The sequence below is a fragment of the Streptomyces sp. SID13666 genome, assembly GCF_010548325.1.
GTDB lineage: Bacteria > Actinomycetota > Actinomycetes > Streptomycetales > Streptomycetaceae > Actinacidiphila > Actinacidiphila fildesensis.
The window spans coordinates 220,447-244,928 of sequence record NZ_JAAGLX010000004.1 but is presented as its reverse complement, the minus strand read 5'-3'; the positions used below and the strand labels follow the sequence as shown (position 1 = coordinate 244,928).

General features: G+C 71.0%; 16 protein-coding genes. 10 read left to right on the top strand and 6 right to left on the bottom strand.

The window, feature by feature from the left end; translation table 11 throughout:
* Positions 1 to 2: 2 nt before the first annotated feature.
* Positions 3 to 1,154, bottom strand: a complete 1,152-nt coding sequence (locus G3I60_RS10070; protein WP_164294334.1) for a lipid-transfer protein — start codon at positions 1,152 to 1,154, stop codon at positions 3 to 5.
* Positions 1,155 to 1,300: 146 nt separating this feature from the next.
* Between G3I60_RS10070 and G3I60_RS10065 the strand changes: the two genes are divergently transcribed.
* Entirely contained in the window at positions 1,301 to 2,875 is a 1,575-nt protein-coding gene (locus tag G3I60_RS10065) for a FadD3 family acyl-CoA ligase (RefSeq protein WP_164607018.1), read from the top strand.
* A gap of 425 nt (positions 2,876 to 3,300) precedes the next feature.
* On the opposite strand, the gene G3I60_RS10060 is transcribed toward G3I60_RS10065, so the two are convergent.
* Together G3I60_RS10060 and G3I60_RS10055 are read right to left on the bottom strand one after the other, a co-directional pair.
* Positions 3,301 to 3,465: a hypothetical protein gene (locus G3I60_RS10060; RefSeq protein WP_164294336.1), complete on the bottom strand. Its 165-nt coding sequence runs from the start codon at positions 3,463 to 3,465 to the stop codon at positions 3,301 to 3,303.
* Between the two features lie 152 nt (positions 3,466 to 3,617).
* A complete protein-coding gene (locus G3I60_RS10055; protein ID WP_138353575.1) occupies positions 3,618 to 6,548 on the bottom strand; it encodes a BTAD domain-containing putative transcriptional regulator in 2,931 nt (976 codons plus the stop codon).
* Positions 6,549 to 7,047: 499 nt separating this feature from the next.
* On the opposite strand from G3I60_RS10055, the gene G3I60_RS10050 reads away from it, so the two are divergent.
* Positions 7,048 to 7,713: an AMP-binding protein gene (locus tag G3I60_RS10050; protein ID WP_232485314.1), complete on the top strand. Its 666-nt coding sequence runs from the start codon at positions 7,048 to 7,050 to the stop codon at positions 7,711 to 7,713.
* Positions 7,714 to 7,962: 249 nt separating this feature from the next.
* On the top strand, positions 7,963 to 9,180 hold the full coding sequence (locus G3I60_RS10045) for an amidohydrolase family protein (RefSeq protein WP_164294337.1): 1,218 nt from the start codon (positions 7,963 to 7,965) through the stop codon (positions 9,178 to 9,180).
* A 50-nt stretch (positions 9,181 to 9,230) separates the two neighbouring features.
* Here the strand turns inward: G3I60_RS10045 and G3I60_RS10040 are convergent, their stop codons facing one another.
* Entirely contained in the window at positions 9,231 to 10,655 is a 1,425-nt protein-coding gene (locus G3I60_RS10040; RefSeq protein WP_164294338.1) for an FG-GAP and VCBS repeat-containing protein, read from the bottom strand.
* Positions 10,656 to 10,954: 299 nt separating this feature from the next.
* Between G3I60_RS10040 and G3I60_RS10035 the strand changes: the two genes are divergently transcribed.
* The 4 genes from G3I60_RS10035 to G3I60_RS10020 all read left to right on the top strand — a co-directional run bounded on the left by G3I60_RS10035 (position 10,955) and on the right by G3I60_RS10020 (position 15,796).
* Positions 10,955 to 11,863, top strand: coding sequence for a TIGR03619 family F420-dependent LLM class oxidoreductase (locus G3I60_RS10035; RefSeq protein WP_239069707.1), 909 nt, complete (start codon positions 10,955 to 10,957; stop codon positions 11,861 to 11,863).
* A gap of 34 nt (positions 11,864 to 11,897) precedes the next feature.
* Positions 11,898 to 12,680 carry an SDR family NAD(P)-dependent oxidoreductase gene (locus tag G3I60_RS10030; RefSeq protein ID WP_138353580.1) on the top strand — a complete coding sequence of 261 codons (783 nt, stop codon included), beginning with the start codon at positions 11,898 to 11,900 and terminating at the stop codon, positions 12,678 to 12,680.
* Positions 12,681 to 12,784: 104 nt separating this feature from the next.
* Positions 12,785 to 13,912 (top strand): LLM class flavin-dependent oxidoreductase, encoded by a 1,128-nt coding sequence (locus G3I60_RS10025; protein ID WP_138353581.1) that lies wholly within the window; start codon positions 12,785 to 12,787, stop codon positions 13,910 to 13,912.
* A gap of 144 nt (positions 13,913 to 14,056) precedes the next feature.
* Positions 14,057 to 15,796: an amidohydrolase family protein gene (locus G3I60_RS10020; RefSeq protein WP_138353582.1), complete on the top strand. Its 1,740-nt coding sequence runs from the start codon at positions 14,057 to 14,059 to the stop codon at positions 15,794 to 15,796.
* 363 nt (positions 15,797 to 16,159) lie between these two features.
* Here G3I60_RS10020 and G3I60_RS10015 read toward each other — a convergent pair whose 3' ends face one another.
* On the bottom strand, positions 16,160 to 17,719 hold the full coding sequence (locus tag G3I60_RS10015) for a CehA/McbA family metallohydrolase (RefSeq protein WP_164294340.1): 1,560 nt from the start codon (positions 17,717 to 17,719) through the stop codon (positions 16,160 to 16,162).
* 164 nt (positions 17,720 to 17,883) lie between these two features.
* Between G3I60_RS10015 and G3I60_RS10010 the strand changes: the two genes are divergently transcribed.
* From G3I60_RS10010 to G3I60_RS10000, 3 genes are all read left to right on the top strand, one after another.
* A complete protein-coding gene (locus tag G3I60_RS10010; protein ID WP_164294341.1) occupies positions 17,884 to 18,708 on the top strand; it encodes a TIGR03619 family F420-dependent LLM class oxidoreductase in 825 nt (274 codons plus the stop codon).
* A 112-nt stretch (positions 18,709 to 18,820) separates the two neighbouring features.
* Positions 18,821 to 21,415 (top strand): bifunctional FO biosynthesis protein CofGH, encoded by a 2,595-nt coding sequence (locus G3I60_RS10005; RefSeq protein WP_164294342.1) that lies wholly within the window; start codon positions 18,821 to 18,823, stop codon positions 21,413 to 21,415.
* Positions 21,416 to 21,625: 210 nt separating this feature from the next.
* Positions 21,626 to 22,729, top strand: a complete 1,104-nt coding sequence (locus G3I60_RS10000) for an ADP-ribosylglycohydrolase family protein (RefSeq protein WP_138353586.1) — start codon at positions 21,626 to 21,628, stop codon at positions 22,727 to 22,729.
* A gap of 46 nt (positions 22,730 to 22,775) precedes the next feature.
* Here G3I60_RS10000 and G3I60_RS09995 read toward each other — a convergent pair whose 3' ends face one another.
* Entirely contained in the window at positions 22,776 to 24,356 is a 1,581-nt protein-coding gene (locus G3I60_RS09995; RefSeq protein WP_164294343.1) for a sodium:solute symporter family protein, read from the bottom strand.
* Between the last annotated feature and the right edge of the window lie 126 nt (positions 24,357 to 24,482).

Here is a 24,482-nt window from a genome sequence, read left to right as displayed (position 1 = left end):
CCTCAGCTTCGCAGCAGCAGCGCGGATGTCGGTACGCCCTCGCCCGCCGTGACCAGGCAGGTCGCGGCGTCGGGGACCTGGGCGGTGGAGTCGCCGCGCAGTTGCTTGACGCCCTCGTTGATGAGGTTGAAGCCGTGGACGTACGCCTCGCTGAGCCCGCCGCCGCCGGTGTTGATAGGGAGCCGGCCACCGATCTCCAGGGCGCCGCCCTCGGTGAACGCGGCGCCCTCGCCGCGGCCGCAGAAGCCGTAGCCCTCCAGGGAGAGCGGGATGAGCGGGGTGAACGCGTCGTAGATCTGGGCGACGTCGACGTCCTCGGGGGTGAGGTCGGAGTTCTTCCACAGATGGCGCGCGGTGGCCCAGGACGGGCCGGTCAGCGGGTCGTCGTTCCAGTAGTTGACCATGCCGTGGTGCTGGGCGGGCAGGCCCTGGGCGGCGGAGTGCACGTAGACGGGCTTGCGGCGGCAGTCGCGGGCGCGCTCGGCGCTGACGACGACGCAGGCCAGGGCCCCGTCGGTCTCCAGGCAGTTGTCGAAGAGGCAGAGCGGTTCACTGATCCAGCGGGACGTCATGTACATCTCGCGGGTCAGCGGGCGCTCGTACATCATCGCGGCGGGGTTCTGGTTGGCGCGGTTGCGGCAGGCGAGGGCGACGTTGAAGAGATGGTCGCGGGTCGCGCCGAACTCGTGCATGTAGCGGCGGGCGAGCATCCCGATCTCGTCGGCGGGGCGCAGCAGCCCGAAGGGGCGGGTCCACTGGCCGGGGGTGGGGAGCTGCACCGCGGTGTTGGTCCAGGGACGTTTGCCGCTGCCGCGTTTGCGGGACCGCCAGGCCACGCCCACGGTCGCCTGCCCGGTGGCGACGGCCGCCGCGAGGTGCGCCACCGTCGCGCAGGAGCCGCCACCGCCGTACCCGACCTTGGAGAAGAAGGTGACGTCCCCGGCGCCGATGGCCTTCGCCACCTCGACCTCGTCGGTCTCCTCCATCGTGTAGGAGGCGAAGCCGTCGACCTCGGCGGGTGCTATCCCGGCGTCGTCGAGTGCCGCGATGATCGCGCGGCAGGCCAGGGCGCGTTCGGACTCCACAAGGTTCTTGGCGAACGGGGTCTGGCCTATTCCCACGATCGCTGTCGCGTCCTTCAGGGCAGCGCTCACGGACACCTCCCGGCATGGTCATCACTGCTGACAGCCAGTCAGGGTACCGCTAATCTGACGGGTAGTCAGGTAGTGCTGGGTCAGAGGTATCCGGGTATTCTGGTAGCGGTGGTCAGGCAGTCGGTAAGCCCGTTGAGGGGAGCATCATGCGCGGTGACCTGGACTGGGGCAGCATCCCGGGGCTGGTACGAGCGGCGGTACGACAGTACGGCGACCGCGAGGCGGTCGTCGACGGCCGGACCCGCATCAGCTACGCGGAGCTGGGTGAGCGCGTCGAGCGGGCCGCCGCCGGCACGATCGCGGCGGGCGTCGAAGCCGGCGACCGCGTCGCCATCTGGGCGCCCAACACGCTCGACTGGATCGTCGCGGCGCTCGGCGCCGTGTCCGCGGGCGGCGTCCTCGTCCCCCTCAACACCCGCTTCAAGGGCGCCGAGGCGGCCTACGTCCTGGAACGGACCCGCGCCAGACTGCTCTTCGTCACCGGCACCTTCCTCGGCAGGTCCTACGTGGCCTCGCTGCGCCGCGCCGACGCCGAACTGCCGCACCTGCAAGAGGTCGTCGTCCTCTCCGACACCGCCCCCGAGGGCTACCGCACCTGGCGGGACTTCCTGGCGGGCGGCGGGACGGTCTCCCGCGAGGCGGTGCGCCGCCGGGCGGACTCGCTGCGCCCGGACGACCCCTCGGACATCACGTTCACCTCCGGGACCACGGGCCACCCCAAGGGCGCCGTCATCAGCCACGCCCAGACGCTGCGCGTCTACAGCGTCTGGAGCGAACTGGCCGGCCTGACCGAGGGCGACCGCTACCTGATCATCAACCCGTTCTTCCACACCTTCGGCTACAAGGCGGGCATCATCGCCTGCCTCATGCGCGGCGCCACGATGGTGCCCCAGCCCGTCTTCAACGTCGACACCGCGCTCGCCAACATCGCCGCGGAACGCATCAGCGTCCTCCCCGGCCCGCCCACCCTCCACCAGTCGATCCTCGACCACCCGGCCCGCGCCAAGCACGACCTGAGCGCGTTGCGCCTCGTCGTCACCGGCGCCGCCGTCGTCCCGCTCGAACTCGTGGAACGGCTGCGCTCCGAGCTGAAGATCGCCACCGTCCTGACGGCGTACGGCCTCACCGAGGCCGGCGGCACGGTCACGATGTGCCGCCAGGGCGACCCCGCCGAAGTCATCGCCTCCACATCGGGGCGCGCCATCCCCGACACCGAGGTACGCGTCCTGTCCGCAGGGCCCGGCGAACCCGGCGAGGTCCTGGTCCGCGGCTACAACGTCATGCGCGGCTATTTCGAGGACCCCGACGAGACGGACCGCGCGATCGACGCCGACGGCTGGCTCCACACCGGCGACGTCGGCGTCATGGACGCCGACGGCAACCTGCGCATCACCGACCGCATCAAGGACATGTTCATCGTCGGCGGATTCAACGCCTACCCCGCCGAGATAGAACAGGCCCTGCGCCACCACCCCGACGTCACGGACGCCGCCGTCATCGGCATCCCCGACCCCCGCCTCGGCGAGGTGGGCAAGGCCTACGTCATCCGCCGCCGCGACTCCACCCTCTCCGCGGACGACCTCATCGCCTGGTCCCGCCGCGAAATGGCCAACTACAAGGTCCCGAGGGAAGTGAACTTCCTGACGGAACTGCCGCGGAACGCGAGCGGCAAAGTGATGAAGGCGGAGCTGCGGGGGGCTACGCGGACGCCGCCCGCGTAGCCGGGCAAAAGTGCGAAGCGGACGTCGACCGCTCCCCTCGCGGCGGTAGAGCCGGTCCCGCACAGGAAGAGAGACCGGCCACGGCGCCCCCTCCACGCCATGGTCGGTCTCTCGCGTTCCCCCTGTGCGGTCCCGATCGTTCCGCTGAGTCCCCCCGGACTCCGGATTCGTGCCGGGTCCCCCCGGACCCGTTCACCAGTGGGCTCCCCCGAGCCCCGTGCACTCCTGAGTTCCCCCGAACCCCTGAGCTTCTCCCGTGCGGTCCCCCCGGACCATGGGCTCCCCCGAGCCCGTTCGCTCCTGAGCTCCCCCGAGCTCCTGAGCGTTCCCCCGTGCTTCCCCGTGCTTCCCCGTGCTTTGTGGTTCCCCCGGTCACCCCTGGCGCTCCCCCGAGCGGGCGGGGCCCGATTCGCCGGCCCGGCCTGTTACTTGGCGGGCTCGGAGTCGTTGTGCCAGTTGTCGGGCTTGGTCTCGGGGCCACCGTCGGCGAGGAGGACGTCGGGGATGGGCTCCGTCGTGCTGTCGTTGTGCCAGTTGTCCGGCTTGACCGTGCCGCCGTCGTTCTTTGGCTTCGGGATCTCGGTGGTCATATGGACTCCCCAGGTTTTGTCGGTCCTGTGTTGCACCCACCCGGTGGCGACCCCCGTGCGCCACCGGGTGGGTAGCTCGTGCAATGAATGGAATCCTGGCATCCCGAGATAATCAACAGATAAACGAGCACGTTGATTGAGGTGACCTGCGATTATATGGCAACGGCGGGGGACGACCGGTCGTCGATGAGCCGTCGGACCTCGTCCGCCTCGGGGGATCCGAGCGCCGTGAAGATGCCGAGGGCGTCGTGCCAGCAGGCGCGGGCGCGGATGGTCTGGCCGAAGCCGGCGAGGGCTCGCCCCAGGACAGTGAGGGCGTTCGCGGTGCGCCATTCGCCGCCGACCTCGCGGAGGATGACGAGGGCCTGCTCGGCGTGGGACGCGGACTGGCGCCACTGGCCGCCCGCCAGGTGGACCTTGGAGAGCCGGAAGAGCGTCATGCCCTCCCAGAACCGCTGCCGCGCTTCGTGGAAGATGCCCAGGGCCTCGGTCAGGCAGACGGTCGCCTCGTCGAGCCGGTCGGTCGTGGTGAGGGCGATGCCCATGGCGTACAGGCCGTTGCCGAGCCGGAAGCCGGCGCCCAGTCCGCGGTAGATCGCCACGACCTGCTCGGTGGCGGACACCGCGGCGTCGGTGTCGCCCAGCTCCAGCTGGGCCCGGGAGAGGTTGCTGAGCGCGGCGGCCTCGCCGTGCCGGTTGCCGTCCTCGCGGAACGCTTCCAGCGCGTTGCTGTGGTACTCGGCGCACTCGTCGAAGCGGTGGCCCTGCAGGGCGATCCCGCCGCGCAGGTTGAGGGCGTAGCTGCGGGTCAGCGGGTCCTCGGCGGCCATGCCCAGGATGAAGGAGCGCTGCGCCTCCATGTCCGCGGCCACGAACTGCCCGGACAGCCGGTGGAGTTGGCCGAGGAGGACGCGGGCCCGGCCCTCGACCAGATGCTCGGCGCAGTCGCCCGCCGTCGTCACCAGCGCCTGCACACCCTGCTCGTACTGCCGCGCGTAGACGCCCGACTCCATCAGGTCCTGGGCCGCCCACAGCAGGTCGACCGCGCGCCGCATCGGGCCCTCGCAGCCGCCGCCGGCGGCCTGCTGCACGGCGGCGAGCAGGCCCTGGGCCTCGGAGAAGAGCCATTCCAGGGCCTCTTCGCGGGTGCCGAAGGCCAGGCCGGTCCGTTCGGTCGGGGCGAGGTGGTCGAGGACGCGGTCGCCGGGGTTCTCCAGCTCGTACGCGCACGCGGCGGAGGAGAGGTAGAAGTCGAGCAGCCGGGACAAGGCCCGGCAGCGGGCCTCGTCGGTCTCGTCGCGGTCGGCGCACTCGCGGGCGTACAGCCGCAGCAGGTCGTGGAAGCGGTAGCGGGCCGGGGCGGCGGACTCGATGAGGCTGATGTCGACGAGGGCTTCGAGCAGTTCCTCGGTCGAGTACGGGTCCATGTCCAGGACGGCGGCGGCCGCGTCCAGCGAGATGTCCGGGCCGTCGGGCAGCGACAGCAGGCGGAACGCGCGGGCCTGGAGCGGTTCGAGCTGGCCGTAGCCGAGTTCGAAGGTGGCCTTGACGGCCAGGTCGCCGGCGCGCAGTTCATCGAGGCGGCGGCGCTGGTCGGCGAGCTTGCGGGCCAGGACGGCGACGGTCCAGGTGCGGCGCGCGGCCAGCCGGGAGGCGGCGATACGGATGGCGAGCGGCAGGAAACCGCAGGCGGCGACGACGTCGAGCGCGGACTGGCGCTCGCTGGTGACGCGCTCCTCGCCGACGATCCGGGTGAAGAGCTGCAGCGCCTCCTCGGGGCTCATCACGTCCAGGTCGACGAGATGCGCGCCCGCGAGGTCGACCATCCGGACCCGGCTCGTGATCAGCGCGGCGCAGCCGGGCGTGCCGGGCAGCAGCGGCCGGACCTGGGCGGCGTCATGGGCGTTGTCGAGCAGCGCCAGCACCCGGCGGCCGTCCAGGGTGGAGCGGTAGAGCGCGGCGCGGTCCGCGAGCGAGTCGGGGATCGCGCTGTCGGACAGGCCCAGCGCCCGCAGGAACGAGCCGAGGACGGCTTCGGGTTCCGCGGGCCTGGCGTCGGTGCCCTGCAGATCGACGTAGAGCTGCCCGTCGGGGAAGGCCTCGCGGGCGGCGTGGGCGACATGGACGGCGAGGGTGGTCTTGCCGACGCCGCCGATGCCGGCCAGCGCGGAGACGGCCATGACGCCCTTGTCGGCCTCGGTGAGCTGGGCGCCGAGTTCCCGGACGAAGGCGGCGCGGCCGGTGAAGTCGGCGACGGTCGCGGGAAGCTGGGCCGGCCGGACCACCTCGGCGGTGTGCGCGCCGGGCCCGGCGGGGGCGGCCAGGCCCGGATCGGCCTCCAGGATCCGCTGGTGGAGTTCGCTGAGCTCGGCGCAGGGGTCGACGCCCAGTTCGTCGGCGAGCAGCCGGCGGGTGTCGGCGTACACACCGAGCGCCTCGGCCTGCCGGCCGCTGCGGTAGAGCGCGAGCATCAGCAGGCAGCGCAGCCGTTCGCGCAGCGGCTGCTCGGCGGAGAGCGCGGTCAGTTCGGAGACGGCCTCGGCGTGCGCGGCCAGTTCCAGGTCCAGCTCCAGGCGGGTCTCGGTGACGGTGAGCCGCCACTCCTCCAGCCGGTTGCGCTGGGCCTCCGCGTACGGGCCGGGCAGTCCGGCCAGCGGTTCGCCGTTCCACATGCCCAGCGCCGTCGCGAGCAACTCGCGGGCCCGGACCGGGTCGCCCGCGCCCCGGGCCTTCTCGGCCTCGGCGGCGAGCCGCTCCGCCGCGGCGAAGTCCAGCCCGTCGGGCGCCACATGCAGGGCGTAGCCACCGGATTCGGTGACGAGCGCGTCGGCGCCGAGCGCCTTGCGCAGCCGGAACGCGTACGAGCGCAGCGCGGCCAGCGCGGTGGTGGGTGCCGTCTCGCCCCACAGGGCGTCGAGGAGTTCGGATGCGGTCGCGGTCCGACCGCCGCGCAGCAGCAACGCGGCCAGGAGCGCCCGCTGCTGCGGCGACCCGGTGACGATCGGCTGGTCGTCGCGCCATGCCCGTACCGGACCGAGAACTGCGAACCGCAGTCCCCGGTCGGGCCCTGTCGCGCTGTCCATGCTGCCCCCTGAGGCGTGCCGGCCGATGCGGTGTCAATCGGCACGACGCGCGTATATCTATCGTTCATCGCGTACCGGAACAGTGTCCGCATGACGGGTGGGGCCGATCGCTCAGCCCCCCGTCCCGTGCCAGTTTGCCGTGTCGGAGGGCCGGGGTCACCCCGTGCTGGGGCCCGACCCGGCGTTACGGGGAAAGTTGTGCTGAATTTGAGGTTCCGTCTGTGTCTGCCCGCGGATTGTGCTGTGTGAATTTCGGTGGTGCCGGTGTGTTTCCTGGTGCGAGGGAGGTGAGAGGTCAGTCATGTGTTCACAATGTGTACCGGTGGCGGTGACAAGAGGCGGGTCCGGATCCGGTTCCGGGACCGGATCCGGTTCGGGAAGCGGTTCAGGACCGGGTTCGGGGTCAGGGTCGGGTTCCGGCCATGGTCCGGGGTCCGGATCTCGCCCCCGGAGCGGAGCCAGGGGCCTGGCGGCCGTCGACCGGCTGCCCGGACCGTGGTTGCGGCGACGGGCGGCGTGGGCACCGCAGTCGGTGCCGGTGCTGCCGTTCCCCGACGGCGCCACGGCGGGCACCGCCGGGTGCAGCTACCGGGAGTTGGACCGCCGGGCACGGGCGGTGGCCGCGCGGCTGGGGCAGTTGCTGCCGCCCGGCAGCCGGGTGCTGCTCGCCTACCCCGAAGGGGCCGATCTCGCGGGGGCGTTCTTCGGCTGCCTCTACGCGGGGATGACGGCGGTACCGCTCGTGCTGCCCGCGCCGGGCGTGACGTCGGCGGTGGCCCGCTGCGTCGAGCGCTGCGCGCCGGCCGCGGTACTGACGGGTGGCGACGGCTGGACCGCGCTGGCGGTGGACCGGTCCCGTACGCAGGTGGTGGAGGCGGACGGCACCCTCGTCGGCGGTGAGCCGGTGTGGAGCCTGGCCGAGAGCTGGCGCCCGGTGGGCGTCCTGCGCACCGCGCCGGGCTACCAGCGCTACCTGGACGACGGGCCCGCGGGCGGCCGGCTGGAGCCGGCGATGGGGCACGGGGACCTGGCGGATGTGGTGGCGGAACTGGCGCAGGCGGTGCGGCTGGGGACGGAGGAGGAGAACGTGGGGTGGATCGCGGCGGTGCACGGGGTGGAGGACGCGGTGTGGCGGATTCTGCTTCCTACGCATGTGGCGTTGTAGCGCGCGCGGGTTGGTGGGGGGTGCGGGGGCCGGGTCCTCCGGGGTGGGTTTCGAAATCGACTATTTACGGTCCCCCAACCTTCGGCCGGGGGTGCCCCCAGCGGCCCACAAATAGCTCGGCAGCATTTCGAAACCCACCCCTGCGGACCCGGCCCCCTCACGTCACCGCCCGCCGGCGTGCGGGTGGGAGTGTGTTTCAGGCCGCTCACGTAGCTGACGGATCGTCAGATCGGCGCTACCGTGGTGGTCATGGAGACCTTCCCGAAGATCATCTCGGTGGACGACCACACGGTTGAGCCCCCCAACGTCTGGCGGGACCGGCTCCCGTCCAAGTACCACGACATCGGCCCGCGCGTCGTCCGCGCCCCTCTGAAGGAAATGACCTTCATGGGAGGCAAGTTCGCCCCTGTCATGGGGCAGCCGGGTGACGACGGGCCGATCGGCGACTGGTGGATCTACGAGGATCTGCACCGGCCGCTGACCCGCCTCGACACCGCCGTCGGTTACTCCCGCGACGAGATCAAGCTCGAGGTGATCACCTACGAGCAGATGCGTCCGGGGTCCTTCAGCGTGCCCGAGCGGCTGGTCGACATGGACGTCAACCACGTCCAGTCCGCGCTCTGCTTCCCGACCTTCCCGCGGTTCTGCGGCCAGACGTTCACCGAGGCCAAGGACCGGGAGCTGGGGCTGCTCGGGGTGCGGGCGTACAACGACTGGATGGTGGAGGAGTGGTGCGGCCCTGACGCGCACGGGCGCCTCATACCGCTCACCCTCGTCCCGCTCTGGGACGCCGAGCTGGCGGCGGCCGAGGTGCGCAGGAACGCGGCGCGCGGTGTGCGGGCCGTCTGTTTCTCGGAGATCCCGCCGCACCTGGGGCTGCCCTCCATCCACACCGACGCGTGGGACCCGTTCCTGCGGGCCTGCGATGAGACCGGCACCGTCATCGCGATGCACATCGGCTCGTCCAGCAGGATGCCCTCCACCTCGGCGGACGCGCCGCCCGCGGTGGGTTCGACGATCACCTTTGCCAACTGCTGCTTCTCGATGGTCGACTGGCTGATGTCGGGCAAGTTCGAGCGCTTCCCGAACCTCAGGATCATGTACGCGGAGGGCCAGATCGGCTGGATCCCGTACATCCTGGAGCGCGCGAACGTGGTCTGGGAGGAGAACCGGGCCTGGGGCGGCGTGGCCGACAAGGTGTTCCGGCCGCCGTCCGAGCTGTTCGCCGAGCACGTCTACGGGTGCTTCTTCGACGACGCCTTCGGACTGAAGAACCTCGACGCCATCGGCGTGCCCAACGTGCTCTACGAGACGGACTACCCGCACTCCGACTCCACGTGGCCCAAGTCGAAGGAGGTCGGCGAGGCACAGATGGGGCATCTGGCCCCGGACGTCGTCGACCGCATCGTCCGAGGCAACGCGATCGACCTCCTCGGCCTCACCCCGGACGGCCTCTGGGCGGGCTGAGGCAGACCCTCGGGTACTTGCGCTGCCCGAGCAGCGCAGTACCCGAGGTGTCAGCCGGTGGAGGATTCGCAGAAGTTCCGGTAGTCGGGCAGGTGGAAGTCGGCCGGCCCGAAGCGCTGGGCACCGGTGGCGCTGAGGCCCTCTGCGGTGCCGAGGAGGTTCCAGGAGGAACCCCGGTTCCTGTCGTCCTCGTGCCCGCATACGGTGAGGTCGGCCTTGCCGTCGTTGTTGACGTCGGTGAGGAGCAGACTCTCCCCGAAACGGTCCCTGGTGACGCTGTCACCGGGGATGCCGGGAGTCTCCTGGGTGAAGTACTGGCCGCCGGTGGTGGTGATGCCGGCCGCCGAGCCGCGCAGGACCATGACCCTCCCGGCATTGATGGTCGCCCCGAAGGGCTGTGCCCCGTCGCCGATGGCGAGGTCGGCGAAACCGTCGCCGTTGACGTCGCCGAGGGCGACGCTGTCGGCGAACGGGCCGGCGGGAGCGGGGCCGGGGAGGCCGGGGGTGTCCTTGCTGATGACCTGGTCGGGGCGGCCGTGGCCGGGACCGTCTTTGCTGCCGTAGGTGACGGTGACGAAGCCGCCGCGGCCCTCCTGGCCGTCGAACTGGTGGCTGGAGGAGTCGCCGATGGCGAGGTCGCCGTAGCCGTCACGGTTGATGTCGCCGACCGCGATGGTGTGTCCCGGGGCGAGGGGACTGCCCGATGCCTTGGCCAGGCCGTTCTTGGAGCCCTGGTAGAAGGTGTTACTCGGGGGCGTGTCGTCGTCGGTGTACCGGGTGGTTTCGATCACCAGGTCGCTGATGTGGTCTCCGGTGAGGTCACCCGCCAGGAGGTCCGCGCCGTTGAGTTGCACACCGTGAAGTCCGGACGGCATTTTATAGACGCCGGGGCCGGGGCCCATGTGGGTGAAGCCGCCCGCGAAGATCCATACGTCCGCGCTGTCGTCGCGGGAGGAGAAGGCGGCGAGTTCGGCCTTGCCGTCGCCGTTGAAGTCGCCGACCGCCAGGCTGGACGCGCTCACCGAGCCGCCCTTCGTGTGGTCTGGCACCTTGAACGGTGTGCCGCCGGACAGGCCGTCGGCGCCACCCCACACGATGGCGTTGCCGACGATCAGGTCCGTGTAGCCGTCGTTGTCGAGGTCGCCGTAGGTCATGGCGCCGCCGAAGGCGCCGCTGGGAACGTGGGCGGTCTCATGGTTGACGACAGTGCTGTGGGCGGCGTCCAGCCCGTTCTTGCCGCCGTAAGTCACGACGACCGCACCGGGCTTGTTGGTGAGGAGGTCGGGGTTGATCACCGGACCGGACATGCCGACGGCCACGTCGTTGTACCCGTCGCCGTTGAAGTCGGCACGCGGGCCCCCGGCCGCCTTGGCGGCTGGAGGGGTGTGCACGGAGGTGGGCGCGTCGGTGCCGGAGCAGCCCGCGATGCCGGCCAGCAGCACGACTGCGGCGATGGGTGATATCCGGTGCCGCATGTGGTGCTCCTGTTGTCTGGTGTGAGTACTGGTCCTTCTGGTCATGGTGTTACGTGTCCGACTGCCGAAAGGTGCGGACGGTTGTACGACGCGGGCGCCGGGCGCCCGTACGACGCGGGCGGCGGCCGGTCGTACGACGTGGGCAACGGGTCGTTGTGCGACGCCGGCGACGGCAGGCCGGCCCAGAAAACCCCGCGTACCCCTTTACTGACACACCGTCAGATACGACGATGGGCCGCGAAGCCCGGGCCGCAGGCCCGCCCCGTCGACCAAGGGAGAGCCGCGCCGTGCGTTACGGGATGCAACTGCCCGTCCAGTCGCTGAGCACGATGTACGCCGAGCCGTGGGAACGACAGGCCGGCCCCGCCGACCTCGTCGAGATCGCCCGGGCCGCCGACCGGTCCGGGTTCGACTACATCGCCTCGTGCGACCACGTCGCGATCCCGCGACGCCTGGCCGACGCGATGAGCACCACCTGGTACGACCCGGTGGCGACCCTCGCCTACCTCGCCGCCGTCACGACGAACGTCCGGCTGCTCAGCCATGTCGCCGTCGTCGGCCTGCGCCACCCCCTGGTCACCGCCAAGGCGTACGCGACGCTCGACCACCTCTCCGGAGGCCGGCTGATCCTCGGGGTCGGGGCGGGTCATGTGGCGGAGGAGTTCGACGCGGTCGGCGCCGTCTTCGCGCGGCGCGGCCCCGTGCTGGACGAGACGATCGACGCGCTGCGGGCGGCGTTCGCCGAGGAGTTCCCCGAGCACCACGGGGAGTTCTTCGACTTCAGCGGCCTCGGGCAGCGCCCCCGCCCCGCCCGGCCGGGCGGGCCGCCGATCTGGGTCGGCGGGTCGTCGCCCGCCGCGGTGCGCCGGGCCGCCGTCCGGGGCGACGGGTGGCTGCCGCAGGGCGACCCGCGCGACAAGTTGCCCCAGCAGATCGCCCGGATCCGGGAACTGCGCGAGCAGGCGGGCGTCACCACGCCGATCGAGATCGGCACCATCGCCGAGCCGCTGTACGTCGGGGCGCCGGCATGGGAGGTCGGGCGGCGCACGCTGCACGGCAAGCCGGACGCGCTCGCGGCGAGCCTGCGGGAGTACCGGGCGATGGGGGTCGGGCAGATCCAGGTCCGGTTCCGCAGCCGTAGCAGGGCCGAGCTGATCGAGCAGATGGAGGCGTTCGCCTCCGATGTCGCGCCGCACCTCGACGAGTAGGTCGCTCCGCACCTCAACGAGTAAGGGGACACACATGGGCAAGCTGGACGGGCGCGTGGTGCTGATCACCGGCGCGTCGCGCGGGCAGGGCGAGCAGGAGGCGCGGCTGTTCGCCGCCGAGGGGGCGAACGTCGTCCTCGCGGATGTGCTCGACGAGCAGGGCGAGGCGCTGGCCAAGGAGATAGGGGACAGCGCCCGCTACGTCCATCTGGACGTGAGCCGCGAGGAGGACTGGGCAGCGGCCGTCGCCGCGACGACGGAGGCCTTCGGCCGGCTCGACGGCCTGGTCAACAACGCGGGCATCCTGCGCTTCAACGAGCTGGCGAGCACCCCGCTGGAGGAGTACCAGCTGGTGGTACAGGTCAACCAGGTCGGCGCGTTCCTCGGGATGCGGGCGGCGATCCCCGCCATCGAGGCGGCCGGCGGCGGCACGATCGTCAACACCGCCTCGTACACCGCGCTGACCGGTATGGCGCTGCTGACGTCGTACGCCGCCACGAAGGCCGCGATCGTCGGGATGACGCGGGTGGCCGCGATGGAGGGCGCGCCCAAGGGGATCCGGGTGAACGCGATGTGCCCCGGCGCCATCGACACCCCCATGTCCAACCCCTCCCAGCTCGATCCGGAGGCGGACCCGGCGGAGTCCACGGCCGCGCTGGACGAGTTCTACAAGAAGCTCGTACCGCTGGGCCGGATCGGTCAGCCGGCCGAGGTGGCGAAGCTCGCACTGTTCCTGACCAGCGATGACTCGTCGTACATCACGGGGCAGCCATTCGTGATCGACGGTGGCTGGCTCGCCGGGGTCTCGGTCTTCTAGTCGCTGAATCTGACACATCATCAGCTATTGACGCTCCGCCGAGGCGGTGCCAGAGTCGTTCGTATCTGACGGAGTGTCAGAAAACTTTAGGACGGTGAACCTCCTTGGAATTCGGGCTCTTTGTACAGGGATATGTGCCTGTCGCGCGCTCCGCGGTCGACCCCCAGGCGGAGCACAAGGTGCTGCTGGAGGAGACCGAGTACGTCATCCAGGCGGACAAGTCCGGCTTCAAGTACGCCTGGGCCTCCGAGCACCACTTCCTGGAGGAGTACTCGCACCTGTCGGCGAACGAGGTCTTCCTCGGCTACCTCGCCCACGCCACCGAGCGCATCCACCTCGGATCCGGCATCTTCAACCCGCTCGCCCCCGTCAACCACCCGGTGAAGGTCGCCGAGAAGGTCGCGATGCTCGACCACCTCTCCGAGGGCCGGTTCGAGTTCGGCTCGGGACGCGGCGCGGGCAGCCACGAGATCCTGGGGTTCATGCCGGGCATCACCGACATGAACCACACCAAGGAGATCTGGGAAGAGACCATCGCCGAGTTCCCCAAGATGTGGCTCCAGGACGAGTACGTCGGGTTCCAGGGGAAGCACTGGTCACTGCCGCCGCGCAAGATCTTCCCCAAGCCGTACGGGAAGTCGCACCCGGCCATGTGGTACGCCGCCGGATCGCCCTCCTCGTACGCGATGGCCGCCAAGAAGGGCCTCGGCGTACTCGGCTTCAGCGTCCAGAAGGTCTCCGACATGGAGTGGGTGCTGGAGCAGTACAAGAACGGCATCCAGGAGGCCGAGCCGATCGGCGACTTCGTCAACGACAACGTCATGGTGACGTCCACCGCCATCTGCGCGGAGACGCACGCCAAGGCCGTCGAGATCGCCGCCAAGGGCGGCCTCAACCGGCTGCAGTCGCTGGTCTTCCGCTACCACGACACCTTCCCCCGGCCCGAGGGCATCCCCGAGTGGCCGGAACTGCTTCCCGAGTACAGCGAGGAGATCATCGAACTCCTCATCGCCGAGGAGCTGATGATCTGCGGCGACCCGGACGAGGTCACCGCGCAGTGCAAGCGCTGGGAGCAGGCCGGCGCCGACCAGCTCTCCTTCGGGCTGCCGATCGGGATCTCGTACGAGGACACGATGAACACGATCAAGCTCATCGGTGAGCACGTCATCCCGAAGATCGACACGGACCCGGTGCACCGCACCACCCGGTTCCGCCAGGCGGCGGGCCAGTAGAAGCGGGGGCGGCGTCTTCCCGGACCGCCGCCCCGCGCCTCCGGCCGGGACAGGGCGTCATACGGCAGCGGTCTGCCGACCTGTCCGGACCGGAGGCGCAACCACGCCCGCACGACTTCACAACCCGGAGAGGTGAGATCGACCATGCTTGACCACCTGATCAAGGGCGCCACCGTGGTGGACGGCACGGGAGCCCCCGCGTACACCGCCGATGTCGGTCTGCGCGGCGGCAAGATCGCCACCATCGCCGAACCCGGCACCGTCACGGAGCCCGCCAGGACCGAAGAGGACGCCACCGGCCTCGTCCTGACCCCCGGCTTCGTCGACCCCCACACCCACTACGACGCCCAGCTGTTCTGGGACCCCTTCGCCACCCCGTCCATGAACCACGGCGTCACCACCATCGCGGGCGGCAACTGTGGCTTCACCCTGGCCCCGCTCAACCCCGCCCGCCCCGAGGACGCCGACTACACGCGCCGCATGATGTCCAAGGTCGAGGGCATGTCCCTCAAGGCCCTGGAGGAGGGCGTCGACTGGACCTGGTCCTCCTTCGGCGAGTACCTCGACGCCCTCGAAGGCCGGATCGCCGTCAACGCCGGCTTCATGGTCGGCCACTGCGCGCTCCGCCGGCACGTCATGGGCCCGGACGCCGTCGGCGGACAGCCGACCGGGAAGCAGCTGGAGCAGATGCTCCAGCTCTTCCACGAATCCATGGCCGCCGGCGGCTGGGGACTGTCCACCACCCAGTCCTCCACCCACTCCGACGGCGACGGCCGACCCGTCGCCTCCCGGCACGCCGGCCGCGACGAACTCATCGCCCTGTCCCGCGCCGTCGGCGAACACGAGGGCACCCAGATCGAGGCGATCGTCGCCGGCTGCCTCGACCAGTTCGCGGACGAGGAGATCGACCTCTTCGTCGACATGAGCGCCGCCGCCGGACGCCCCCTCAACTGGAACGTCCTCACCATCGACGCCGCTGTCCCGGCCCGCGTCCCCCGCCAGCTCGCCGCCTCAGAACGCGCCCGCAAGGCCGGCGGCCGCATCGTCGCCCTCACCATGCCGATCCTCACGCCGATGAACATGTCCCTCGGCACGTTCTGCGCCCTCAACCTCATCCCCGGCTGGGGCGAGATCCTCAACCTCCCCATCCCCGAACGCATCGCGAAACTCCGCGACCCCGCCGTCCGCGCCGAAATGCTCCGCAGCGCCAACAGCCCCGAAGCCGGCGTCTTCCGCCGCCTCGCCAACTTCGGCCGCTACGTCATCGGCGACACCTACTCCGAGGCCAACACCGGCGTCAGCGGCCGCGTCGTCAAGGACATCGCCGCCGAACGCGGCCAGGAGGCGTTCGAGACCATCGTCGAGATCTGCGCCAACGACGACATGCGGACCGTCCTGTGGCCGATGCCCACCGACAACGACCCGGACAGCTGGGCGCTCCGCGCCCGCACCTGGGAACACGAGGACGTCATGCTCGGCGGCTCCGACGCGGGCGCCCACCTCGACCGCATGTGCGGCGCCCCGTACACCACCCGCTTCCTCGGCGACTGCCTCCGTGGCCGCCGCCTGGTCCCCCTGGAACAGGCCGTCCGCATGCTCACCGACGACCCCGCCCAGCTCTTCGGCCTCCGCGGCCGAGGCCGGGTGACCGAGGGCTACTACGCCGACCTCGTCCTCTTCGACCCCACCCGCATCGACGCCGGCATCGCCACCCTCGTCCACGACCTCCCGGGCAACAGCCCCCGACTCGACTCGCGCGCGATCGGCATCGTCTCCGTACGGGTCAACGGCGTCGAGACGATCAGAGACGACGAAATCACCGGCGCCGTCCCCGGAACGGTCTTGCGGTCGGGCCGCGACACGGCATCCGTCCACACGGTGTAACGGGGACTGACGGGGTGCGGTACGTCGGCGCCCGCCCCACCGTTGCGCCTGCGGCGGGCTTTCCCCAGCCACCCGCCCGATACCGGCACAGATGCACGAGCGTCGGCACCCGCCCGCAGACTCGACGCGGGCGCAAGGGATCCGGAGGCGGTGGCGCACCCGCCCCCGCACCCGCGGACGTGAAGGGGCGGGGGACGGACCCGATGCACGGGTATCGGCACCCGCATCAGTGCTCCGGTTGTGACGTGAGGGGGACGGGGCCGCAGGGGGAGGGGTCCGAAATGCTGCCGTGTATTTGTGGGCCGCCAGGCCCGTAAATATACGATTCCGGACCCCTCCCCCGGAGGGCCCGGCCCCCGACCCCTACCGAACGTCCAGCCACATCGGATTCGTCAGCGCAGCAACCGCCCCCGGAAGCCCACTCACCCCACCGTCAGTAACCGGATGCCGCACCTCCGCCCGGACGTACGCCGCCAGCGACGCCGTCGTCCGCCACTCAACGGAACCCGTCCCGGAGGGAGCAAGCTGCGTGGCGAACATCTGGCCCTCGTCCGTCATCAACCGCACCTGCGCCCCGAACACCCCGCCCCCAACCGGCACCCCCGGCACCCCCGACACCTCCAGCCGCACCGTCACGACGTCCTCCGCCCCCACCACCAGCCGCTCCCCGATCCCCGCATGCTCCCCATGCGGCCCGGTGGCCGTGAAGGCGAGCTGGACGTCGGACGACTCCGCGAGCCAGCTGCGCCCCGCGCGGATTCCCGCGAGCAGAGCCGCACGGTCAAGGCCGTCCGCGAGGACGACCGTCTGGGGGAGGCCGACGACCTGCGGCTCGCGGTGGGCGTCCGAGTTGCCCATGGCGGGGATCCAGTGACCGTCGCCGCGGGTGGACGCCGTGAGGAGGTTGTCCCAGGTGTTGAGGGAGAGCTCGTCGTCGGGGCCCCAGGGGCCGTTCCAGACCTCGATGGCGTCCGCCTGGTCGTAGCCGAACTTCCACTGGCTGGCGGGGAAGATCCCGTACGGATGGGCCGGCACCACCAGGCCGCCCGCCCCACGGATCTTGCGCGCGAACCGCGCGTACGCGTCGTCGCGGGCGCGGTAGCGCCAGTCGAACCAGACGCCGGGGTCCGTGCCGATGGCCAGGTAGTGGCCGTTGCGGGTGGTGATCTCCTCGCCGGTGAGGACGAGCAGGTCGTCGCCGGCGAGCGGCCCGTAGACGGAGTGCGCGGACGTGGTGTTGTGCTCGCTGGTGTTGATGAAGTCGAGTCCGGCGGCGCGCGCGGCGGCGGTGACCTCGGCCGGGGTGCGCTGCCCGTCGGAGTGGACGGTGTGCAGATGGCAGTCGCCGCGGTACCAGGCGCGGCCGCGCCCCTTGGCGTGCTGCGGCGGGTAGGTGGGCGCCGGGGTGGTGCCCCGCGGGCCGTAGCGCAGGGTGATGGTGACGGAGTAGTCCAGCCCCTGTGGCGCGACGGTGTACGGCCCGAGGACGACGTTCCAGGTGCCGGGAGAGACCGGTCCCGCGAGATACCCCGGCGTGGCCTGCTCGGCGCTGATCGTGAATGCGGTGCGGGCGCCGCCGGACCAGCCGCGGAAGCCCTTGCCGCCGAGCGCGGTGCCGTGCTGGTCGAAGATGCCGATGTCGCAGGCGTTGCCGACGGTTCCGACGGGCACGGCCGGCCGGTCGTAGGTGTACGAGACGGCGATCTCACGGACGCCGTGCGGCACGTTCACGGGCAGGTAGACGAAGTCCGCCACACCCGTGGGCAGATGCCCGGTGACGGTACGGGTCTCCTCGGCCGCGGGGGCGCTGTCCTGCGCACCCGCGCCCGCGGGCTCGGCTCCAGCGAAGCTCACAGGAGCCAGCGTAAACACTCCGGTGGCTCCCGCGAGCGCTGTGAACTTGAGAACTTCGCGTCGTTCCATCCGTCGTGCCTCCTGGGCGAGAGGGGTGGGAGGTTCCGCAGCGAACTGTTCTACTCCGGAGCGTCGGAGGCCGGAACGGCGAGCGGCCGGCGGATGACCGGATCGCATGCAAACGCACACGTAGCTGAACGAAGTTCGACTCCACCCTCAACCGGAGGTTGCCCGTGCGGATCAACACCACGATCTTCCTGACCGACGAGACCATCGGCCCCGTGCGCCTCGCCGAGGAACTGGAGCAGCGCGGGTTCGCCGGGCTGTTCCTGCCGGAGCACACGCACATTCCGGTGGCCAGGACCACGCCGGCGCCGATGGGGGAGCCGCTGCCGCGCGAGTACGGGCGGACGTTCGACCCGTTCACCGCGCTCGCGGCCGCCGCGGCGGCCACCCGGCGGATCGCGCTGGGGACCGCCATCACGCTGGTCGCGCAGCACGATCCGATCGTGCTGGCGAAGCAGATCGCGACGCTCGACCACCTCTCGGGCGGGCGGTTCACGCTCGGGGTGGGTTTCGGCTGGAACGTGGAGGAGGCGGCGGACCACGGAGTGGAGTGGGCGCGGCGGCGCGATCTCGTACGGGACCGGATGCGGGTGATGCGGGCGCTGTGGGCGCCCGAGCCGACGGCGTACGCGGGGGAGTTCGCGTCGGTGGCGGCGAGCCAGGCCCATCCGAAGCCGGTGGGTCCGCTGCGGACGCTGGTCGGCGGGGCCGCCGGGCCGAAACTGTTCGGACACATCGCGGACTACGCGGACGGCTGGATGCCGATCGGGGGCGGCGGCCTCGCCGACGCGCTGCCGCGGCTGCGGGAGGTGTGGGACGGGGCGGGCCGCGGACCGGGCGGGCCGCAGATCGTTCCGTCGGCGGTGCGCCCGACCGAGGGAAAGCTCGCGCACTTCGGTGAGCTGGGCATCGAGGAGTGCGTGGTCCAGCTGCCACCGGCCGGCGAGGACGAGGTGTTGCGCGTGCTGGACGACTACGCGCGGTTCCTGTGACCCGCGCCGTACGACCACGCGCGGTCCCTGCGACCCACACCGCCCCCCGGGTGGCCAACGCCATAGCAAATGCCATGACCCCGCGTGCCGGGCAGCGACCTATGCTCGGGAGATGACCATGAGCCTGTCCCGCCCCGAGGAGCCGACCCCCACTACCAACGGCATGCGGCGCGCGCTGAAGCGTGCCCGCGACGGAGTCACGCTGGACACCGCCGAGGCGGCGGTGCTGCTGCAGGCACGTGGCGACGACCTGGTGGACCTGTCCGCGACCGCGGCCCGGGTGCGTGACGCGGGCCTGGAGACGGCCGGCCGTCCCGGGGTGATCACGTACTCGCGGAAGGTCTTCATCCCGCTGACCCGGCTGTGCCGTGACAAGTGCCATTACTGCACCTTCGTGACGGTGCCCGGCAAGCTGCGCCGCGAGGGGCACGGGATGTACCTGTCTCCCGACGAGGTCCTCGACATCGCGCGCAAGGGCGCGGAAATGGGCTGCAAGGAGGCCCTGTTCACGCTCGGGGACCGTCCGGAGGAGCGCTGGCCCGAGGCGCGGGAGTGGCTGGACGCGCACGGGTACGACGACACGCTCGCGTATGTGCGCGCGATGGCGATCCGGGTGCTGGAGGAGACCGGACTGCTGCCGCACCTGAACCCCGGCGTTCTGTCGTGGCAGGACCTGCAGCGTCTCAAGCCGGTCGCGCCGTCGATGGGCATGATGCTGGAGACGACGGCGACCCGGCTCTGGTCCGAGCCCGGCGGCCCGCACTACGGCTCGCCCGACAAGGACCCGGCCGTACGGCTGCGGGTCCTCGAGGACGCCGGCCGCTCCAACGTCCCGTTCACCACCGGCATCCTGATCGGGATCGGGGAGACGTACGCGGAGCGCGCCGAATCGCTGTTCGCGATACGGAAGATCGCCCGCCAGTACCACGGCATCCAGGAAGTAATCATCCAGAACTTCCGCGCCAAGCCGGACACGGCGATGCGCGGCATGCCGGACGCGGAGCTGGAGGAGCTGGCGGCGGCGATCGCGGTCGCCCGGCTGCTCCTCGGCCCGGCGGCCCGCGTCCAGGCGCCGCCGAACCTGGTGGACGGGGAGTACGCGCGGTTCATCGACGCGGGGATCGACGACTGGGGCGGGGTGTCCCCGCTGACCCCCGACCACGTCAACCCCGAGCGCCCGTGGCCGCACATCGACGAGCTGGCCGAGAGGACCGCCGCCGCCGGGTTCACGCTGCGCGAGCGGCTCACGATCTACCCCGAGTTCATCCAGCGCGGCGAGCCGTGGCTCGACCCGCGGCTGCTGCCGCACGTCCGGGCCCTCGCGGACCCCGAAACGGCGCTGGCGGACGAGGACGCGAAGCCCGTCGGGCTGCTCTGGCAGGAGCCGGACGAGGCGTTCACGGCCACCGGCCGCACCGACCTGCACGCGACGATCGACACCACCGGGCGCACCGGCGACCGCAGGGACGACTTCGACGACGTGTACGGCGACTGGGAGTCGCTGCGCGAGCAGGCGGCGCCCGGCATGGTGCCGGACCGCGTCGACGGGGACGTACGGTCCGCGCTCGCGACGGCCGCGGACGATCCGACGAAGCTCACCGACGAGCAGGCGCTCGCGCTGCTGCACGCGGACGGCCCGGCGCTGGACGCGCTGTGCCGGATCGCGGACGACGTGCGGCGCGACACGGTCGGCGACGAGGTCACGTACATCGTCACCAGGAACATCAACTTCACCAACGTCTGCTACACCGGCTGCCGGTTCTGCGCCTTCGCGCAGCGCCGCACCGACGCGGACGCGTACACGCTGTCCCTGTCGCAGGTCGCCGACCGCGCCGAGCAGGCGTGGGAGGTCGGCGCGACCGAGGTGTGCATGCAGGGCGGTATCCACCCGGACCTGCCGGGCACCGCGTACTTCGACATCGCGCGGGCGGTGAAGGAGCGCGTGCCGGGCATGCACGTGCACGCCTTCTCGCCGATGGAGGTCGCCAACGGGGCGACGCGTACGGGCATGTCGATCCGCGACTGGCTGGCGGCGGCCCAGGAGGCCGGGCTCGACTCGATCCCCGGCACGGCCGCCGAGATCCTGGACGACGAGGTGCGCTGGGTCCTCACCAAGGGCAAGCTGCCGACGGCGACGTGGGTGGAGGTCGTGAAGGCCGCGCACTCACTGGGCCTGCGCTCGTCCTCCACGATGATGTACGGGCATGTGGACCAGCCGCACCACTGGCTGGGCCATCTGCGGCTGCTCGCCGAGATCCAGCAGGAGACCGGCGGCTTCACGGAGTTCGTGACGCTGCCCTTCATCCACACCAACGCGCCCGTCTACCTGGCCGGTATCGCCCGCCCCGGCCCGACGCTGCGGGACAACCGGGCGGTCACGGCGATGGCCCGGCTGCTGCTGCACACCCATATCCCCAACATCCAGACGAGTTGGGTCAAGCTGGGCGCGGAGGGCGCGGCGGAGATGCTGCGCTCCGGGGCGAACGACCTGGGCGGCACGTTGATGGAGGAGACCATCTCCCGGATGGCCGGCTCCAGTTACGGCTCCTACCGGTCGATCCAGGACCTGGTCGCCATCGCGGAATCGGCCGGCCGGCCGTCCCGTCAGCGCACCACCCTGTACGGCGAGGTCTCCGCGGAGCGCCAGGCGGCGGGCCTCGCCTCCGACGGCCATCTGCCGGAGCTGCTGCCGGTGCTCGACGCGTAGGGGTCGGCAGTGGAGGGGACGGCGGTGGAGGGGACGGACGGCATCCGTGATGGGGGCGGACGGCGTACGGACAGGGGGCGTGCGACGGGCCGTGGGGGCGTGCGACGAGCCCTGGCCGGTGCACCCCCTGTGCCGTCGGGGACACGGGACGTGAGCGGCAATGTCGACTATCGTGCTGCGACTGACAGCTGCTGACCGAAGGGGCTCGCTTTGACGGCGGTTTGGGGACGGGCGCAGCAGCAGGATTTCCGCAGCCGCGTACGCGGCTGCCTGCTCGGCGGGGCGATCGGCGACGCGCTGGGCGCGGGCATCGAGTTCGACTCGCTGAAGGCGATCCGGGCGGAGCACGGCCCGGACGGCGTCACGGACTTCGTGCCGGCGTTCGGCCGCCGGGGCACGGTCACCGACGACACCCAGATGACCCTTTTCACCACGGAAGGCTTGATACGGGCCCAGGTGCGGCGCGACAGCGGCGCCTGGCATCCGCCCACCGACGTGCACCGCGCCTATCTGCGCTGGGCGGCCACCCAGAGCGACTGGGGACCCGACGAGCGCCGCAAGGACACCGGCTGGCTGGCGCGCGAGGAGTGGCTGTACGCGCGCCGCGCGCCCGGCCGGGCGTGCCTGAACGGGCTCGGAGACGACCGGATGGGCACCGTCGAGCATCCGAAGAACCCCGACTCCAAGGGCTGTGGCACGGTGATGCGCTCGGCGCCGTTCGGGCTGCTGGTCGGCTGGGAGCCGGGGCTGGTGTTCCAGCTCGCGGTCGAGTGCGCGGCGCAGACCCACGGCCACCCCACCGGGCAGCTGGCCGCGGGCGCGTTCGCCGTCATCGTGCACGGGCTGGCGCGCGGCGACGCGCTCGACGGCGCCGTGCAGCACGCGCTGGCGCTGCTCGGCTCGCGCCCCGACCACCAGGAGACCACGGACGCCCTGCAGCGGGCGCTGGGCGCCGTCCGGCAGGGGATGCCGTCACCGGAGCGCGTGGAGTCGCTGGGGGAGGGCTGGACGGCGGAGGAGGCGCTGGCGATCGGCGTGTACTGCGCGCTCGTCGCCGAGGACGTCCGGCACGGCCTGCTGCTGGCGGTGAACCACGGCGGGGACAGCGACTCGACCGGTTCGGTCTGCGGCAACCTGCTGGGCGCGCAGCACGGCGAGACGGCGCTGCCGCCGTCGTGGATAGCGGAGCTGGAGGGGCGCGGCACGATCCTGCAGCTGGCCGACGACTTCGCGATGGAGATGACACAGGCCCCGGCGCTGCACGGCCCGGCCGGGTCGTCACCGTCCTGGCTGGAGCGCTACCCGAACGCGTAAGGACCGGTCCCCTCGGGACCGGCCCTTACGTTTCGTAGCCGCCGCCTCAGTCGTGGGCGGGGACCGCCGCCGTGTCCTGCGGCTTGGCCGGCTCCGGGACGGCCGCGGCCGCGGCGGAACCGCTGTCGCCGCCACCGTCCGTGTTGATCTTCTCCAGCAGCGCGTCCCGCTCCGGGGTGTCCTCCGGCTTGATGAAGCCGATGACGATGTACAGGACGAGCGAGACCGCGAGCGGTACCGAGATCTGGTACTCCAGGTTCACCCCGCCGTCGATCGCGTCATTGACCGGGTAGTTGAGCAGGTAGAACGCCAGGAGACCCATCGCCCAGCTGGTGAGCGCGGCGGTCGGCCCGGACTTACGGAACGGTCGCAGCAGGCCGAGCATGAAGGGGATGGCGATCGGCCCCATCAGTCCCGCCACCCACTTGATGACGATGGTGATGATGTCCTTGAAGGTGGGCGAGTTGACCTGGGTGGCGATCGCCATGGACAGGCCGAGGAAGGCGAGCGTGGTGAGCCGCGCGGCGATCAGTCCGGCGCGCTGGGTCCAGGCCCGTGCCGTCTTGGAGAACGCCGGGGCGATGTCGCGCGTGACGACGGCCGCGATGGCGTTGGCGTCGGAGGAGCACATGGCCATGGTGTGCGAGAAGAAGCCGACGACGACCAGTCCCAGCAGTCCGTGCGGCAGCAGTTGCTCGACCATCAGGCCGTACGAGTCCGACCCGTCGGGCTTCTTGGCGGTCACCAGCAGCGGGGAGACCCACATCGGGAAGAAGAGCACCAGCGGCCAGATGAACCACAGGGCGGCGGAGAGCCGGGCCGAGCGGACGGCCTCCTTGGCGTTGGCGGTGGCCATGTAGCGCTGGGCCTGGTTCCACATGCCGCCGTTGTACTCGAAGGTCTTGATGAACAGATACGCCAGCAGGAAGATCAGCGTGTACGGCCCCGCGGTGCCGCTGGTGTGCCCCTGCAGCTTCGGGTCGTCCCAGACGTTCCAGATCCCGCTGATGCCGCCGATCTTGCTGAGGGCGGCCACCAGCATGGCGAGACCGGCCAGCAGCTGGATGACGAACTGCCCCAGTTCGGTGAGCGCGTCGGCCCACAGACCGCCGACGGTGCAGTAGACGGCGGTGATCGCGCCGGTGATGACGATGCCCTGGGTGATCGTGACGCCGGTGAACACCGACAGCAGGGTCGCGATGGCCGCCCACTTGGCGCCCACGTCGACGATCTTCAGCAGCACACCGGACCAGGCGAGCGCCTGCTGGGTGGTGAGGTTGTACCGGTTCTTGAGGTATTCGAGCGGCGAGGCGACATGCAGCCGGGAGCGCAGCCGGCTGATCCGGGGCGCGAACAGGTTGGCGCCGATGGCGATCCCGATCGCGATCGGGAAGGACCAGGTGACGTAGGACGTCACCCCGTACTTGTAGGCGATGCCCGCGTATCCGGTGAACATCACCGCGCTGTAACCGGACATGTGGTGCGAGATGCCCGCCAGCCACCAGGGCATCTTGCCGCCGGCGGTGAAGTAGTCGCCGACATCGTCGATGCGCTTGTGCGACCAGACTCCGATCGCGATCATCACGCCGAAGTAGGCGATGAGTACGGCCCAGTCGAGATTGTTCATGTCCCCTCCAGGGGGTCCGCCTTGTGAACGTGAAACGCACTTCGCTGTGACGTTCGCTGCGGCGGGTGCCCCCGTGCGGGAGTGGGGACTTCCGGGATTGAACCCCCTGTCAGGGCGGTCGGTCAA